Source organism: Streptomyces sp. NPDC049813, from assembly GCF_044465085.1.
Classification (GTDB): domain Bacteria; phylum Actinomycetota; class Actinomycetes; order Streptomycetales; family Streptomycetaceae; genus Streptomyces.
This window is the reverse complement of sequence record NZ_JBITLI010000017.1, coordinates 32,421-47,276: the sequence shown is the minus strand read 5'-3', so window position 1 is coordinate 47,276 and position 14,856 is coordinate 32,421. Positions and strand designations below refer to the sequence as shown.

Here is a 14,856-nt window from a genome sequence, read left to right as displayed (position 1 = left end):
GGGCGGTGGCGGACGCCGCCGCGCGGTACACGCAGCGTATGAGTCCTTCATACGTCCTGGCCGTCGGCGGCGGAAACTCCTGGTGGTTCATCGTCGTCGGCATCCTCATCGTGCTGGCGCTGCTCGCCCTGCTGTGGAACGGCAGGCGCCGCCTCAGCCGGCGCCCCGACCCGCCCCAGGCCCCGCAGCCCCGCGCCGACTCCTGGGAGCATCCCCACGATGAGAACGCAGCGGACGCAGCGGACGCAGCGGACGCAGCAGACGCCACGGACGCGGCCGACCAGCCCGACCGGCTCGACAGGCCGGACCGGCCCGACAGGCCCGAAGGACGCTGACACGACGCGGCGCCCGTCCCGGCCGGGACGGGCGCCGCGTCGCTCGGCTCAGGCCTGCGGCGACCGCTCGCGGGCCACCGTCTCGGCGAGCTTCTGGAACTCGCCGAGGTCGTAGTTGGCCAGCGTGGAGTCGAGATTCGTGACGGCGCCGAGCCGCTCCACGAACCCCTTGGGGTCGTACTCGATCTGCAGTGTCACCCGGCTCGTGGTGTCGCTGAGCCGGTGGAAGGTCACCACTCCGGCGTGGTGCACGCCCTCGACGGTGCGCCAGGCGATCCGGTCCTGCGGCACCACTTCCGTGAGTTCGGCGACGAAGTTCTTCTCCGCGCCCGGCAGCTCCAGCTGCCAGGCGAAGCGTCGCTCGTCCATCGGCTCGACCAGGCGTACGTGGCTGAGGAACGACGGCCACCGGGACACATCGCTCCACAGCTCCCACGCGACGGAGACGGGGGCCTGGAGGTCGACGGACTCTAGCAGGGACGCGGACATGCGCACCTCTTTCCTGTGGTCTTTCCCGTGAAGCGGGCGGTCACGGGCGGTTCGGGCCCGCGCGGCACGGGGCTCCGGTACCCGTTGGCGGCGGCACCACGCAGGGCGGCGTCACGCCTTCTGCGCGTCCGCGGCGAGTTCCTCGAGGTCGACGGTCTCCCCGGCCTCCGGCGCCTGGGGGCGGACCGGCTTCCCGTAGTCGCTGAAGGTGGCCGTGTTGGGGTCCTCGCCGCCGCTCGACGTCGTCCGCAGGATGTACGGCTTGCCCTCCGTGGCCACGTACAGCGTGAGCGTCTCGCCCCCCGCGGTCTTCTTCGTCAGCCGGATCGCCTCGGCGCCGTCGACTGTGGTCGTCGAGCCCTTCTTCATGCCGGTGCGCTCCGACTTGTTCTCGTCCATGGACGCCACGAGCCCCTGCTTGTCGCAGAGTCCCTGCGTCATCGCGTCGTCGGCGGGCGCCTTCACCCACTTGTCGGCCACCTTCGGCACGATCTTCTCGCCGCCGGGCTGCTTCTTGAGGGCGTTCTGCCAGTACTTCTCGTCGCCCCGCAGGTACATCGTGGCGTCCGTGTGCCGGATGTCGGCGCTGGTGTCCCCGTTGCGGATGGTGCCGGTGCAGTTCTTGCGCTGGTCCACGGACAGGTCGACCGTGACGGGGGACCCCGACGCGCCCGCGGACCCGGACGGGCGGACGGTGCCCTTCATGTGCATCGAGTCGGCCTGCTCGGTGGCCTTGACCGCGTCGGCGGCGATCTCGTCGGCGCTCTTGCCGGCGAAGGGCTTGGCGTCCCCGCCCCCGTCGCCGTCCCCGCACCCCGCGACCGTCAGTAACGCCGCTGCGGCGACCGTGACCGATATGGCGCTGCGCATCCTCATGGACCCCACTCCCTCCCGCGGGCCCGGACGGGCCCCTCTGCTCGTGCCGCGGCCGTCGGGGCCGCGGAACGCCCCGCATACCCGACGTGCCCGACACCTCACCGGAAGGGCGTTTCTCACTTCTGTGTGCCGTGCGGGGCGGGTGAGCGGTGGTGTGGCCGCGCGCCGGGCGCCCGGGGCGCTTATGGTGGCCGAGCGGGCAGACCGGAGAGAGCGATGACGTCAGCCAGGAAGTCACGAAAGCCCCCCATCGGTCTGGAACAGCGCATGTCCCTGACCGGCACCGGCAGTTTCGACTGGGACCTGGAGAGCGGCGAGGTCAGCCTCGACGCCGCCGCCCTCGCGCTGCTCGACTTCGATCCGGCCGAGTTCGGCGGCACGGTGTCGGGGCTCCAGCCACGCGTGTCCTCCGAAGAGATCGTCCGGATCACCTTCGCGGTCACGGAGGCCATCACCTCGGGCGCCGACTGCTACGGCGTCTACTTCCGGGTCCGCCGCCGCGACGGCGCGCTCCACCTCGACCACGCCCGCGGGCGCATCCTGCGGGACAAGGACGGCCGGCCCGTGCGCGCGGTGGGAGTGATCCGGCCGGCCTCGGGCGACGGCGAGGAACTCGCTGCCGTCGACCCCCGCGAGGAGCGCCGCCAGGGCATCGCCCTGATGGTGCAGGGGACCACGGACGCCCTGTCGCGCGCGGTCACCGTCGACGACGTGGTGGCCGTGCTCTCGGGCGCGAGCGGCCTCGACCGGTTCGCCGCGGACGGCCTCGTCCTCGGCCTCGTCGAGGGCGACCAACTCAAACTGATCGCCCTCGTCGGCCAGACCATGCAGGCGCTCGACGAACTGAAGCTGCACAAGGTCGACGCCTCGCTGCCACTGGCCCAGGCGGTCACGGATCGGCAGCCGCGCTTCATGACCACGCTGCCCGCCGTGGCCAGGACCTTCACCCGCCTCGGCCCCTACATCGAGGAGATGAAGCTGGACTCGGCGGCCTTCATGCCGCTGGTCGCGCAGGACCGCGCCATCGGCGGGCTCGCGCTCTTCTACCGGGGCCGCAAGGAGTTCACCGACGCGGACCGCAACCTCTGCATCGGTCTGTCCGGCATCGTCGCCCAGTCGCTCCAGCGCGCCATGCTCTTCGACGAGGAGCGGGACCTGGCCAAGAGCCTTCAGGCCACCATGCTCCCGCGCGACCTGCCCGAGGTCACGGACGCCGAGGTCGCCGTCCGCTACCACGCCGCCTGGGGCGGCCGCGACGTCGGCGGGGACTTCTACGACGTCATCGCCCTGCCCCGCGGCCGCATCGGCGTGGTCGTCGGCGACGTGCAGGGGCACGACACGCACGCCGCGGCCATCATGGGGCAGCTGCGCATCGCGCTGCGCGCCTTCGCCGGAGAGGGGCACTCGCCCGCGACGGTGCTCTCCCGCGCCTCGCGCTTCCTCGCCGAGCTGGACACCGACCGGTTCGCGACCTGCACCTACGGCCAGTTCGACCCGGCCACCGGCATCGTGCGGGCGGTACGGGCCGGGCACCTGCCGCCCCTGGTGCGGCACGTCGACGGCCAGGTCGGGGTGCCACGGGTACGCGGCGGACTCCCGCTCGGCCTCGCCACCGAGTTCGGCATGGAGGACTATCCCGAGGTGCGGCTCGACCTCGTGCCCGGCGAGACGCTGGTGCTGTGCACGGACGGGCTGGTGGAGGACTCGGCGCTCGACCTCGACACCGGCATCGAGAACCTCGCCGAGGTGCTGCGCGCGGGCCCCGAACCGGCCGAGGAACTCGCGGACCACCTCTCGCGCGCGCTCTGGAAGAGGTGGGGCGGCAGCGACGACGTGGCGCTCCTGGTGCTGCGCCGGCGGCCCGACCCGGGCACCCCGCAGGAGCCGCGCATCCACCGCTACGTCCACCAGGCGGACCCCGAGGGGCTCGCCGACACCCGGGCGGCGCTGCGCGAACACCTCGCGTCGTGGGGGCTCGGTGCGGTGGCCGACGACGTCGAGATGGCGGCGGGTGAACTCCTCGTCAACGCCCTGGTCCACACCGAGGGCGGCGCCATCCTCACCCTCGAAGTGCTCTCCGGCCCGCCCTGCCGGGTCCGCCTGTGGGTGAAGGACCGCTCCAGCACCCGCCCGCGCCGCAGGTCGCCCGGCGAGACCGCCACCTCCGGGCGGGGACTGCTCATGGTGGAGGCGATCGCGTCGGGCTGGGGCATCGAACCGCGCGGCGAGGGCAAGGCGGTCTGGTGCGACTTCGTCGTCCCGGACGGCTGAGTCCCCGCCGGGCGGTTGCGAGCCCTACTCGGCCGGTGCCAGGTCGATGATCTTCCGCGTGGCGAGATCGGACTCGACCTTGATCGTGCTGGTGTCGGCGCCCTTTCCGTCGTTCCACGTGAGCGTCACCAGCGCGGTGGAATGCCCGGCCCCCGAGCCGGTGTACGCCACCGACCACTTCACCGGCACATTCTGCGCGAAGAGAATTCCGTCCGCGTGTTCCCGGGCCTCGTACGCCGCCACCTTCTTCTGGGCCGCGACGGAGAGATAGAAGCCGCGCAGTGCCTTCTTCTGGGCGCCCGCACCCGCGGCCTCGGTGTCCCAGACGGCGTCGATGTACGCGCCGTAGAAGTCCCCGACGCGGTCGGTGGTGTTGCGCGGGTCGCCCGCCGCGGCGCTGCTCACCGCCGCGACGGGGCGCGCGCCGGTCTGCGTGGTCCCGCTCGGCGCTGTCCCGGCGAGGGCCGGCGAGACGGCTCCCAGGGCCAGCAGTGCGGCGACGCCGCCGGCGGCGATGAAACGGTTGCGAATGTTCTTGCGCATGATGGTGCCTTCCCCGTTCGACGTGCTCGGTGGCCTTTTGCTTGACGCCCCGAGCGGCTCGGTCACTGGGAAAGATGGCCGGTGCGCCGGGTCAGTTCCAGGAATTCCGAGGAATTTCCTCCTGCGCTGGTCCCGGGCGGCGGAGAAAAAGGGTTGTGCGAAGAAATGAAAAGAACCGGCAAAAGGGCGGTGCCGGACGGGTCGGTGGACAGACAGAAGCGGGACGGCACCTGAGTACCGTCCCGCTTCTCTTGCTCTGCGCCCCCTAGGACTGGGGACGGCTGCCGTGGTTGGCGCCGTTCTTGCGGCGGGCCTTCTTCTTGCGGCGTCGCTTCGAGGACATCGCTACCTCCAGGGTCGGTGATTCTTGTGGTTCTCCCTGGAACAGTCCAGGCGAGCACGACCCCTCCTACCCGTTCCGATCCGCCTCATGCGTGACCTACGGCACTTCACCCGCCCGGGTGACCCGGCCCGCGAGTAATCAGGTGCCTGCCCAAGAGGCCCGCGTTACCCTGGTCCGCATGAACGTCACGGCCATGCGCACCAGCACCGCGACCGCGCGAGCGACCAGCTCGCCGGTTGCCGCCGCCTGACCTTCACCCCACCCATCGGCGACCGGAGACGGCCCGCCGATGGTTCCGTGGCAGCTACACCGCACTCACCCCGGTTCCCGACGCTCGTGCGGACCCGTGTCCGGTGCCTCCCCGCCCAGCCGCGAAGGAGCACCCCATGCAGACCGAGACGATCATCCAGACGTTCGTCGAGTACTACGAGGAGCGCGGCCACCGCCGCGTCACCGGCTCGACCCTGCTGCCGCCGCCCGGCGACCCCGTCCTCTTCACCACCTCCGGCATGCACCCCCTCACCCCGTACCTGGAGGGGCGCCCGCACGAGCTGGGGCGGCGGCTGGTCAACGTACAGCGCTGTCTGCGCACCACCGACGTCGACGAGGTCGGCGACCCCACCCACCTGACGGTCTTCGAGATGCTCGGCACCTGGTCGCTCGGCGACTACGAGGGACCCCAGAGCCTCGAATGGGGCTACGACCTGCTCACCGAGGGGCTCGGCATCGATCCGGGGCTGCTCCACGCCACGGTCTTCGGCGGCGACGAGCAGGTGGGCCCGGACCAGGACTCGCTGCGGGTGTGGCAGGAGCGCGGGGTCCCGGTGGAGCACACCGTCGAGGACAACTGGTGGTCCAACGGGCCCGTCGGCCCGTGCGGCCCCGACTCGGAGATCTTCCTGTGGACCGGTGACACGCCGCCGCGCTCGACACCCTCCGGCGACGAACGCTGGGTCGAGGTGTGGAACCACGTGAGGATGCGGCACCGCCGGCTGCCCGACGGCTCGCTCGTCCCGCTGCCGCAGCGCAACGTGGACACCGGGCTCGGCCTGGAGCGGCTGGCCGGCCTGCTCCAGGGCAGGAGGTCGGTCTTCGAGTGCGACGTCTTCACCCCCTGGCGCGAGCAGCTGCCCGGCCTGTGGCACCTGGACGAGCCGTCCCTGCGCCTCGTCAGCGACCATCTGCGCTCCGCCATGGTGGTCGTCGGGGACGGGGTGCGGCCCGGCAACACGGGCCGTGAGTACGTCCTGCGGCGTCTGATGCGCCGCGCCCTCACCGTCCTGTGGCGCGACGACCCCACCCGTCGCCTCGGCGACCTGCCGGGCGAGTTGTACGAGCACACGCGGGAGCGCTTCGGCCAGACGCCGCGCGGTGACGACGTGCGCCGCGTCCTCCTCGACGAGGAGGACCGCTTCCGCCGGCTCCTCGACCGCGGACGGCAGGTGCTCTCCCGCCCCCGGTTCCGGGGTCCGCTCGACGAGGAGGACCTGCACTACCTCCACGACACGCACGGGCTGCCCCGGGATCTGGTGCTCGGTCTGCGGCCCCAGGGCTCGTAGGGCCGGCCGGGCCGCTCACTCCCGTGCGGCCCGGACGTCGCCGTTGACCGTGGCGAGCGTCATGGTGCGGTCGGAGCCGGCGCCGTCGGTGGGCACGGTGACGGCGGGCCGGCCGTTGTCGGTGGTGGCCGCGACGCGGTAGGCGGGGGAGTCGTGCGGGACGGTGACGTCCACGGAGCCGTTCACGGTCCGCCCGGAGGCCTGGCCGGGGGCGGTGGCGCAGTCGAGCGTGACATCGCCGTTGACCGTCCGCGCGTGCAGGGCGGCGGCCCGGACCGTGGTCGCCCGCACGGAACCGTTGCGGGTGACGAGGCGCACGGTCGCGTCCTTCGCGCCCGAACCGGCCACCGTCACATCGCCGTTGACGGTGGTCAGGTCCAGGGCGCCGGTCACCCCGGCGACGTCGATCCCGGCGTTGCGGGCGGTGACGGTGACCGAGGCGCCGGCCGGGACGTCGACCTCCGGCATGCGGGGGCACGGCCGGGCTGGTTCCTGCTGGTCCTGCTGGTCCTGCTGGTCCTGCTGGTCGCGCCCGTGGCACGACAGGTCGAGGACCTGGGTGCGGCCCTGCCGGGACCAGTGCGGGGTGGCGGCCGGGTCGACGCCCACCCGGTCGCCGTCCGTCGGCCGCAGCCGCACCCCGTTGTCCGTGGTGACCGTCAGGCGCAGGTCCGACGCGGCCGGGGCGGCGCCCTCGGCCGGGGACGCGGGGCGCCCGCCGTCTCCTCCGCAGCCGGCGAGGAGGGGGAGGACGGCCAGTGCGGCGGCCGCGGCGGCCAGGTGCCGGGCGGATGACTTCATCGCTGCCTTCATGCCGACCGATTGCCCCGTACGGCGTCCAGGTCACCCGGACGGTTGCCGCACAGGATCCCGGGGCCCCCGTTCTCCGCCCGGGAGCGGAGAACGGGGCGGCGAGCTCACTGCCGAACCCTCCCGGGAGGAACTCGGACGCGGCCGCTGTGGCACGGACTCCCCTGAAAGACGGGGCCGAAACCTGGCGGGCCCGTCGGGTGCCGGGTCGCGGCGGCGTGGCGGGCCCCTCAGGGCGTCAGGTCGCGCAGTGCCTCGCGTACCGCCGCCTGCGCGTGCAGCCGTGCCGTGGGGAAGACGGGCACCGGACTGTCCTGCGCACCGATCAGCAGCTCGATCTCGGTGCAGCCCAGGACGATGCCCTCGGCGCCCGCCGCCACCAGCGCGCCGATGACCTCCTGGTAGGCGGCGCGGGAGGCGTCACGGACCACGCCGAGGCACAACTCCTCGTAGATCACGCGGTGGACGAGCGCCCGGCCGGCGGCATCGGGGACGAGCACGTCGAGGCCGCCGGCGGCGAGGCGGCCCCGGTAGAAGTCCTGCTCCATGGTGAACGCGGTGCCCAGCAGCCCGACCCGCGTCAGGCCCGCCGCCCGCACCGCCTGCGCCGTGGCGTCGGCCAGGTGGAGCAGCGGCACGGCCGTGGCGGCCTCGATCCGGTCGGCGACCTTGTGCATGGTGTTCGTGCACAGCAGCAACAGGTCGGCGCCGGCCGCCTCCAGGCGCCGCGCGGCGTCGGCGAGGATCCGGCCGGCCGCCTCCCAGTCGCCGCGGACCTGCAACCGCTCGATCTCCGCGAAGTCGACGGAGTACAGCACGCACCGCGCCGAGTGGAGTCCGCCCAGCCGCTCCCGCGTCAGTTCGTTCAGCAGCCGGTAGTACTCCGCCGTCGACTCCCAGCTCATGCCGCCGATCAGCCCGATGGTCCGCATCCGCATCCGGCGACTCTACGCGGCGCGGGCGGGGCACGGGCAACTCCCGCGGCCGCTGTCCGGGGCCGCCGTCGGTCTCATCCTGGGCAGCGGTTAGTCTTCGCAGCGGTACTGCCCGACACGGGGTGCCCCGCACACGACGGGGCTGAGATCACACCCGTAGAACCTGAACCAGTTAGCACTGGCGGAGGGATGTCAGCGATGTCGATGCCGCACGCTTCCACGGAACCGCACGCCGCCCGGCGGCCGGGCGCGACCGCCTTCGACGGGCGGATGCCCGCCGCGCCCGGGGACTGGCGGCCCGAGGCGCGCGGCATCGCCCCGGTCCCCGAGAGCCACCGGTACGGCGGCGCGGGACGGCTGTTCACCGTGTGGTTCGCGCCGAACCTGACCATGAGCGGTGTCTTCACCGGCACCGTCGGCGTCGCCCTCGGCCTGGACTTCGCCACCGCGCTGGCGGCCGTGGTCCTCGGCACCGTGCTCGGCGCCGTGCCCACCGCGTACCTCGGCACCTGGGGCAGCCGCACCGGAGCGGGGCAACTGCCGCTGGCGCGCCTGGCGTTCGGCCGGGCCGTCGTCGTGCCGGGCGCGCTGCAATGGCTGTCGTCCATCGCCTGGGACGCGCTCATCGGCCTGTTCGGCGGCGACGCGCTCGCCCGGCTCTGCGGCTGGCCGTTCTGGCTGGGGGCCCTCGTGATGATGGCCGCCCAGGGCGCGTTCGGCGCGCTGGGCTACGAGGCGATCCACCGCCTGCAGAAGTGGATGACGGCCGTCCTGGCGGTCGCCTTCTGCGCCCTGGCGCTGCGCCTGGCCCACGCGGGCGTCACCCCCGCGGGCCAGGGCGGCGCGCACGGCGCAGACCGGGCCGGCGCGTTCGTCCTGACCGCCACCATCGCGCTGAGCCTGGCGATCTCCTGGGCGCCCTACGCCAGCGACTTCAGCCGCTACCTGCCCCGCGCCACCTCCGCCCCCCGCATGTTCTGGTGCACGCTGGCCGGTGTCGTCGTGTCGTTCACCGCCGTGCAGGCGCTCGGACTCTGGGGCGCCTCCGTCTTCACCGACCAGACCGCGCAAGGGGTCGACTCGCTGCTGGGCGGGGGTGCGGTCGGCTCGGTCGGGTTGCTGGCCGTGGCGCTCGCCGCGCTGTGCAGCAACGCGATGAACGACTACAGCGGTTCGCTCGCCCTCCAGGTGATCGGGGTCCGCGTGCCGCGCCCGCTCGCCGCCGGGCTCGCCGCGCTCCTCGGCTTCCCGCTGGTCCTGTGGATGCACGCCGCGGACACCGCCGCCCGCTTCCAGAACGTGCTGCTGTTCGTGGGCTACTGGATCCCCGGCTTCGTCGCGGTCGTCCTCGTCGACTGGCGGGCCCGGGCCCGCGCCCGCGGCGGCGCCCCCGTCGAGCTGGCCGCGGAGGAGGCCCGGACGCGGCCCTTCCTGCCCGCTCTGGCGGCCTTCCTGGCCGCGTTCGCCGCGACCGTGCCGTTCATGAACACGAGTCTCTACGTCGGTCCGGTGGCCGAGGCGCTGCACGGCGCGGACCTCGGCTACTACGTCGCCTTCGTCACCGCGCTCGTGGTCTACGCGCCGTTCCGGCTGCGGGGCGCAGGACGGGCCTGACCTGCTCTCACCTGCGTTTCCTTGCGCCTGGCGCCCATAGAAGCAGACGTCTCTTGCGTGATCCGCAAGACCTTATGCGTCAGTGGAGAACGCGCGTACGGTCGGAGGCATGACGCACCACGGACCCGCAGGTCACCACGGAGCCCCCGGCCACGCGCACGCCCACGACGCCGCCCCGCAGGACGACGAGCTCGCCCAGATCCTCGACCTCGACGCCGAGCTGTTCGCCGACCACCTCGCGGCCACGACCCGCAGGATCGCCGACCTGGCCACCGGCGGCGTCCGGCACGTCGTGGACCTCGGAGCCGGCAGCGGCACCGGTACCTTCGCCCTGCTGGAGCGGTTCCCCGAGGCCCGGGTCACCGCCGTCGACAGCTCGGCCACCATGCTGGACCGGCTGACCCGGACCGCCGTCGCCCGGGGCCTGGCCGCCCGGGTCCAGCCGCTCCGGGCCGACGCGGGACAGCCCCTGCCCGGCATCGACGCGGCGGACCTCGTCTGGGCCTCCGCGTCCCTGCACCACCTGGACGACCCCGCCGCGGCGCTGAAGGGCCTGTTCACCACGGTGCGCCCGGGCGGGCTCCTGGCCGTCGCCGAACTGGACGGGATGCCCCGGTTCCTGCCCGACGACGCCGTCCCGGACCGCCCCGGCCTGGAGGCCCGCTGCCGCGCGGCGCTCACCGCGCTCCAGACCGAGCACGTACCCCACATGGGCTCCGACTGGCGCGGCACGCTGGAGGCGGCCGGATTCGCCGTCGAGTACGCCCACACCGAGGAACTGCGCCTCGACGCGCGGACCCCGTCGCCCGCGGGCGCGGGCCAGTACGCCTACCTCGCACTGCGCCGCATCCGCGAGGCCGTCGACGGCCTGGTCGACGCCACCGACCTCGCGGCGCTCGACACCCTCCTGGACGGCGGCGCGCAGGACGTGCGCCACCGCGGCGACCTCGACGTGCGCTCCACCCGCGAGCTGTTCCTCGCCCGCCGCCCCGCGGACACCGGCCGCTGAGGACCCGCCGCCTGCCGCGGCCCGGCGCGGCTCGCCTACGATCGGCGACGTGTGCGCATATGTCATGGTCGCCGAAGACGACGCGAAACAGGCCGAGTTGGTCCGCCGCTATCTGGAGCGGGAAGGCCACGCCGTCACCGTCGTACCGGACGGGCGCCGGGCCATCGAGGAGGTCCGGCACCGCGAACCCGACCTCCTCGTCCTGGACGTGATGATGCCGCGGGCCGACGGCCTGGACGTCGTCCGGGTGCTGCGGGCCGAGGCGCGCGAGCTGCCGGTGCTGATGCTGACGGCTCGCACCACCGAGGACGACCTGCTGCTCGGCCTCGACCTCGGCGCCGACGACTACATGACCAAGCCGTACAGCCCGCGCGAGCTGATGGCGCGGGTGCGCACCCTGCTGCGCCGCACCCGCCGGGGCGGCCCCGCCGCGCCCGCCTCCCCGCTGCTGCGGGTCGGTTCGCTGGTCATCGATCCCGACCGGCACGAGGTGTCGGTCGACGGGACGCCGGTGGAGTGCACCCCGGGCGAGTTCCGGCTGCTCGCGGCGATGGCGGCGGAGCCGGGCCGGGTCTTCGGCCGGCCGCGACTCCTCGCGGAGCTGCACGGGTTCGACCGGTACATCAGCGACCGCACGGTCGACGTGCACGTCATGAACCTCCGCAAGAAGATCGAACCCCAGCCGCGCCGCCCGATACGCCTGCTCACCGTGTTCGGCGTCGGCTACAAGCTGACCGACCCGGCCGGGCCGGCCGGCCCGGCGAAGGACGCCCGCAGTGCGTCGGCGTGACCGGGACGGCGGCGCCCGCGCGACCGCACGCGGCGACCGGCCGCCGCTGCGCAAGAGCCTGCGCGGCCGGCTCCTCGGCGTCTCCGTCCTCGTCGCCACCTGCTCGGTCGCGGCCACCGCGTGGCTCGCCGTGCAGACCACGTCCGGCGCCATCAGACAGGAGCAGGGCCAGAACCTCGCCGACGACACCAGGATCTACGACACGCTCCTCGGGTACGCCGCCACGCACCCCGGCTGGGACGGCGTCGACACCACCGTGCGCGACCTCGCCCGCACCACGGGCCGGCACATCACCCTGACCACACAGGCCCGCAGGCCGCTGGCCGACTCCGCCGGGCACACCCCGGCCGCCGCCCTGCCCGCCCAGGCCTCCGCCACCGTCGACCCGCTCTCCGTGGACACCGCGCTGGCCCGCGACCGCACGACGGGCACGTCGGCCGCCGCGGCCGACCGCATCGACGCCCGCGCGGTCGGCCCGTTCCGGCTGCCGGCCACGGAGCGGACCCGGCTGCGCGGCCTCGCCGAGCGGTACCGCTCGTGCCTGCGGACCGCCGGGGTCGGCGCCGACATCGTGGTGGGCCCGAGCGGCCGCCCCCGGGTTGAGGCGGCCGGGACCGGCTCCGGCGCGCCCGGCGACCGGGCGTGCGCGCCGGACGCCCTCGACGCGCCGACGGCGACCGAGGACAAGGCGCTCGCCGCGCTGACCCGGCTCACCAACGCCTGCCTGAAGCGCCAGAGCCACCGACGCGTCGACCTCGCGCTCGACCTGTCCTGGCAGGAGGGACCGGTCCCGGTGGACAGGAGGGCGGCGGCCCAGGCCTCCCCGCGGACGGCCCCGACCCCCGCGCCCGCGCCGGTCCCCGTCCCCGCGGTGACCGGTCTCGAGGACGACCGCACGGTCGTCTCCTGCGTGAGCACGGCCCGCCGCGAACAGCTCACCTCCTTCGTCGCCGCGCCCGTGCTGCTGTTCATCGGCGGCCAGGGCGACGCCACCGTGCCGGGCTTCGACCTCTCCCCGCACAACACCGCGAAGATCGCGGGCGTGGCCGCCCTGGTCCTCGCGCTGACCGTGGGCGCGTCCGTCCTCGCCGGTACCCGCCTGGTCCGGCCGCTGTACGCCCTGACCGGCGCGGCCCAGCGGCTGCGGGAGGGCCGGGCACCGCAGCCCGTACCGGTGACGGCCGACAACGAGATCGGCAGGCTCGCCGCGGCCTTCAACGACATGTCGGCGCACCGCACACGCCTGGAAGAGCAGCGCAAGGCGCTGGTCAGCGACGTCGCCCACGAACTGCGGACACCACTGAGCACCATCCGCGGCTGGCTGGAGGCGGCGCAGGACGGTCTCGCCGAGCCAGACCCCGCCTTCATCGACTCGCTCCTCGAAGAGGCCCTACAGCTCCAGCACCTCATCGACGACCTCCAGGACCTCGCCGCCGCGGACGCGGACACGCTGCGCCTGCACCCGCGGCCGGTGCGCGTGGAGGAGGTGCTCGGCCAGGTCGCGGCCGCCCACCACGTCCGCGCGGAGACGGCCGGCGTGACCCTGTCCGTGGTGGACCCCGTGACGCCCGTCCCGGAGATCACCGCCGACCCGGTCCGGCTGCGGCAGGCGGTCGCCAACCTCGTGTCGAACGCGGTACGCCACACCGGCCCGGGCGGCACGGTCACCCTGCGGGCGTACGCGGCCGACCCCGGCGACGAGGTCGTGGTGGAGGTCGCCGACACCGGCAGCGGCATCGCCGCCGCGGACCTGCCGCACGTCTTCGACCGGTTCTGGCGCGCGGAGAAGTCCCGCAACCGGCGGACCGGCGGCAGCGGCCTCGGCCTGTCCATCGTGCGCAAACTCGCCCAGGCCCACGGGGGTTCGGCGACGGCCGCCAGCACGGAGGGCGAGGGATCGGTGTTCACGCTGCGGCTGCCGCTCGGCGGACCGGGACCGGCCCGCGCCGAGCGGCCCTGATCCGATGGCCACAGCCGTCTGACAGCTTCTTCACAACTCCGCGCGAGCCTGGGGGCGTCGATCAAGGGGCCCCGCCCGGCGGTCGGCACCTCACGGCCGGCCGGTCGTGAGCCCCTAGGCATGGGAGTCACCGTGTTCCACCGACCGCACCTCCGCCCGTCCCTGCGCACGGCAGCCGTCGGCGCCGCCGTGGCCGCCGCGGTGCTCGCCCCGGCCGGCGCCGCGCTCGCCTCCGACACCACCCCCTCACCGGTGCCGAGCGACCGCGCCGCCGCGCAGCGGGCCGACGCGTCGCCGTCGCCCGTCCCCGCGCGGGAGTCCGACGCGGCCCGCGACCGGGCGGCCGCCGCCGCAGCCGCCCCGCGCGGCGGCGTGGCCGCGGGCGAACGCCCGGCCTCCGACGACGCCGGCACCACGACGCTCGTCGGCGCGCTCGCCGCGTCGGCGCTCCTGGCGGGCGCCGGCACGGTGGTGCTGCGCTGCCGCGCGGCGCAGCACTGAGCGTTCGCCGCTCGGGACGGTCCGCGGGTGCGGCCGGCCCTTGCGGGGCGGCGCCGGGTGCCTGCCGGTCCCGGACGGTTCCCGGTGCAGCTGTTCCGGGCGGCGCCGACCACCCACCGCCCCCGGCGCCGCCCGTCCTCCCGGGCGGCGCCCCTCCCCGTTCCCCTGGAGTCAGTCGTGCACCAGCTCAGGCGGCGTCCGGCCGCCGCGGTCCTGCTCGTCCTGTTCGCCTTCCTCACCGCGTGCTCGTCCGGCGCGGGGGCCCGCGTCAGCGGTGACGCGCGCAGCGTGCCGCGCGCCGCCGCGTCCAGCGGGGCCCCGGCCTCCGACCGGGCCGTGGCCGACCCCGAGCGGGTGACCATCGCCTCCATCGGCGTCGACAGCGCCCTCCTCCCGCTCGGCCTGAACGAGGACGGCACCGTCGAGGTCCCGCCCGCCGACAAGGGCATGACCGCCGGCTGGTACACCGGGAACCCGGCCCCGGGCGAGCGCGGCGCCGCCGTGATCATCGGGCACAACGACACCCGGTACGGCCGGGCCGTCTTCCACGACCTGCGCACGCTGCGCACCGGAGCGGACATCGCCGTGCGCGACACGGCAGGCGCGACCACCCACTTCACGGTCACGGCGACCGAGACGGTCGCCAAGAAGGCCTTCCCGACGCGGAAGGTCTACGGCGCCACCACCACCCGTGCCCTGCGCCTGATCACGTGCGACGGCACCTACGACGCCCAGGGCCACCCCGTGGACAACCTCATCGTCTACGCGGAGCGCACGGGCCACTGAGCGGGTCTCAGCCCATCGCCGCCCGGAAGGAAGGG

15 protein-coding genes and 1 riboswitch are annotated in these 14,856 nt (G+C 74.2%); of the genes, 9 read left to right on the top strand and 6 right to left on the bottom strand.

Annotation, left to right across the window (positions count from 1 at the left end):
• The first annotated feature begins 38 nt into the window (after positions 1–38).
• Positions 39–335, top strand: a complete 297-nt coding sequence (locus ACIBW6_RS28900; protein WP_399064643.1) for a DUF6479 family protein — start codon at positions 39–41, stop codon at positions 333–335.
• A 48-nt stretch (positions 336–383) separates the two neighbouring features.
• Here the strand turns inward: ACIBW6_RS28900 and ACIBW6_RS28895 are convergent, their stop codons facing one another.
• Both ACIBW6_RS28895 and ACIBW6_RS28890 read right to left on the bottom strand, forming a co-directional pair.
• Entirely contained in the window at positions 384–824 is a 441-nt protein-coding gene (locus ACIBW6_RS28895; protein ID WP_399064641.1) for an SRPBCC family protein, read from the bottom strand.
• 111 nt (positions 825–935) lie between these two features.
• Positions 936–1,700, bottom strand: a complete 765-nt coding sequence (locus ACIBW6_RS28890) for a hypothetical protein (RefSeq protein WP_399064639.1) — start codon at positions 1,698–1,700, stop codon at positions 936–938.
• 267 nt (positions 1,701–1,967) lie between these two features.
• Between ACIBW6_RS28890 and ACIBW6_RS28885 the strand changes: the two genes are divergently transcribed.
• On the top strand, positions 1,968–3,971 hold the full coding sequence (locus tag ACIBW6_RS28885; RefSeq protein WP_399064638.1) for a SpoIIE family protein phosphatase: 2,004 nt from the start codon (positions 1,968–1,970) through the stop codon (positions 3,969–3,971).
• Between the two features lie 24 nt (positions 3,972–3,995).
• Here the strand turns inward: ACIBW6_RS28885 and ACIBW6_RS28880 are convergent, their stop codons facing one another.
• Together ACIBW6_RS28880 and ACIBW6_RS28875 are read right to left on the bottom strand one after the other, a co-directional pair.
• Complete coding sequence (locus ACIBW6_RS28880; RefSeq protein WP_399064636.1) at positions 3,996–4,514, bottom strand: hypothetical protein; 519 nt, start codon at positions 4,512–4,514, stop codon at positions 3,996–3,998.
• Positions 4,515–4,779: 265 nt separating this feature from the next.
• The gene (locus ACIBW6_RS28875) at positions 4,780–4,857 is read right to left on the bottom strand and encodes a 50S ribosomal protein bL37 (protein WP_370443954.1); all 78 of its coding nucleotides are present in this window, start codon (positions 4,855–4,857) and stop codon (positions 4,780–4,782) included.
• A 386-nt stretch (positions 4,858–5,243) separates the two neighbouring features.
• Between ACIBW6_RS28875 and ACIBW6_RS28870 the strand changes: the two genes are divergently transcribed.
• Complete coding sequence (locus ACIBW6_RS28870; protein ID WP_399064634.1) at positions 5,244–6,416, top strand: alanine--tRNA ligase-related protein; 1,173 nt, start codon at positions 5,244–5,246, stop codon at positions 6,414–6,416.
• A gap of 15 nt (positions 6,417–6,431) precedes the next feature.
• On the opposite strand, the gene ACIBW6_RS28865 is transcribed toward ACIBW6_RS28870, so the two are convergent.
• Together ACIBW6_RS28865 and ACIBW6_RS28860 are read right to left on the bottom strand one after the other, a co-directional pair.
• Positions 6,432–7,217, bottom strand: coding sequence for a DUF4097 family beta strand repeat-containing protein (locus tag ACIBW6_RS28865; protein WP_399064632.1), 786 nt, complete (start codon positions 7,215–7,217; stop codon positions 6,432–6,434).
• A gap of 239 nt (positions 7,218–7,456) precedes the next feature.
• Positions 7,457–8,158 carry an aspartate/glutamate racemase family protein gene (locus ACIBW6_RS28860; protein ID WP_399064894.1) on the bottom strand — a complete coding sequence of 234 codons (702 nt, stop codon included), beginning with the start codon at positions 8,156–8,158 and terminating at the stop codon, positions 7,457–7,459.
• Between the two features lie 111 nt (positions 8,159–8,269).
• Positions 8,270–8,368: riboswitch (TPP riboswitch) on the top strand.
• Here ACIBW6_RS28860 and ACIBW6_RS28855 point away from each other — a divergent pair.
• The 6 genes from ACIBW6_RS28855 to ACIBW6_RS28830 all read left to right on the top strand — a co-directional run bounded on the left by ACIBW6_RS28855 (position 8,360) and on the right by ACIBW6_RS28830 (position 14,821).
• A complete protein-coding gene (locus tag ACIBW6_RS28855) occupies positions 8,360–9,775 on the top strand; it encodes a purine-cytosine permease family protein (RefSeq protein ID WP_399064630.1) in 1,416 nt (471 codons plus the stop codon). Its footprint overlaps the riboswitch before it by 9 nt.
• 109 nt (positions 9,776–9,884) lie before the next feature.
• Complete coding sequence (locus ACIBW6_RS28850; protein WP_399064628.1) at positions 9,885–10,784, top strand: class I SAM-dependent methyltransferase; 900 nt, start codon at positions 9,885–9,887, stop codon at positions 10,782–10,784.
• Positions 10,785–10,833: 49 nt separating this feature from the next.
• Positions 10,834–11,574 (top strand): response regulator transcription factor, encoded by a 741-nt coding sequence (locus ACIBW6_RS28845; RefSeq protein WP_399064626.1) that lies wholly within the window; start codon positions 10,834–10,836, stop codon positions 11,572–11,574.
• Complete coding sequence (locus ACIBW6_RS28840) at positions 11,561–13,534, top strand: sensor histidine kinase (protein ID WP_399064624.1); 1,974 nt, start codon at positions 11,561–11,563, stop codon at positions 13,532–13,534. Before ACIBW6_RS28845 ends, ACIBW6_RS28840 begins: the two co-directional genes overlap by 14 nt.
• Before the next feature lie 132 nt (positions 13,535–13,666).
• Entirely contained in the window at positions 13,667–14,035 is a 369-nt protein-coding gene (locus ACIBW6_RS28835) for a sortase-dependent protein (RefSeq protein WP_399064623.1), read from the top strand.
• A gap of 177 nt (positions 14,036–14,212) precedes the next feature.
• Positions 14,213–14,821 (top strand): class F sortase, encoded by a 609-nt coding sequence (locus tag ACIBW6_RS28830; protein ID WP_399064621.1) that lies wholly within the window; start codon positions 14,213–14,215, stop codon positions 14,819–14,821.
• Positions 14,822–14,856 lie beyond the last annotated feature (35 nt).

Coding starts and splice junctions, on each gene's coding strand:
- ACIBW6_RS28865 (WP_399064632.1), bottom strand. CDS start 7,217: ATGAAGTCATCCGCCCGGCACCTGGCCGCCGCGGCCGCCGCACTGGCC.
- ACIBW6_RS28890 (WP_399064639.1), bottom strand. CDS start 1,700: ATGAGGATGCGCAGCGCCATATCGGTCACGGTCGCCGCAGCGGCGTTA.
- ACIBW6_RS28880 (WP_399064636.1), bottom strand. CDS start 4,514: ATGCGCAAGAACATTCGCAACCGTTTCATCGCCGCCGGCGGCGTCGCC.
- ACIBW6_RS28895 (WP_399064641.1), bottom strand. CDS start 824: ATGTCCGCGTCCCTGCTAGAGTCCGTCGACCTCCAGGCCCCCGTCTCC.
- ACIBW6_RS28875 (WP_370443954.1), bottom strand. CDS start 4,857: ATGTCCTCGAAGCGACGCCGCAAGAAGAAGGCCCGCCGCAAGAACGGC.
- ACIBW6_RS28855 (WP_399064630.1), top strand. CDS start 8,360: ATGTCGATGCCGCACGCTTCCACGGAACCGCACGCCGCCCGGCGGCCG.
- ACIBW6_RS28860 (WP_399064894.1), bottom strand. CDS start 8,158: ATGCGGACCATCGGGCTGATCGGCGGCATGAGCTGGGAGTCGACGGCG.
- ACIBW6_RS28850 (WP_399064628.1), top strand. CDS start 9,885: ATGACGCACCACGGACCCGCAGGTCACCACGGAGCCCCCGGCCACGCG.
- ACIBW6_RS28885 (WP_399064638.1), top strand. CDS start 1,968: ATGTCCCTGACCGGCACCGGCAGTTTCGACTGGGACCTGGAGAGCGGC.
- ACIBW6_RS28900 (WP_399064643.1), top strand. CDS start 39: ATGAGTCCTTCATACGTCCTGGCCGTCGGCGGCGGAAACTCCTGGTGG.
- ACIBW6_RS28870 (WP_399064634.1), top strand. CDS start 5,244: ATGCAGACCGAGACGATCATCCAGACGTTCGTCGAGTACTACGAGGAG.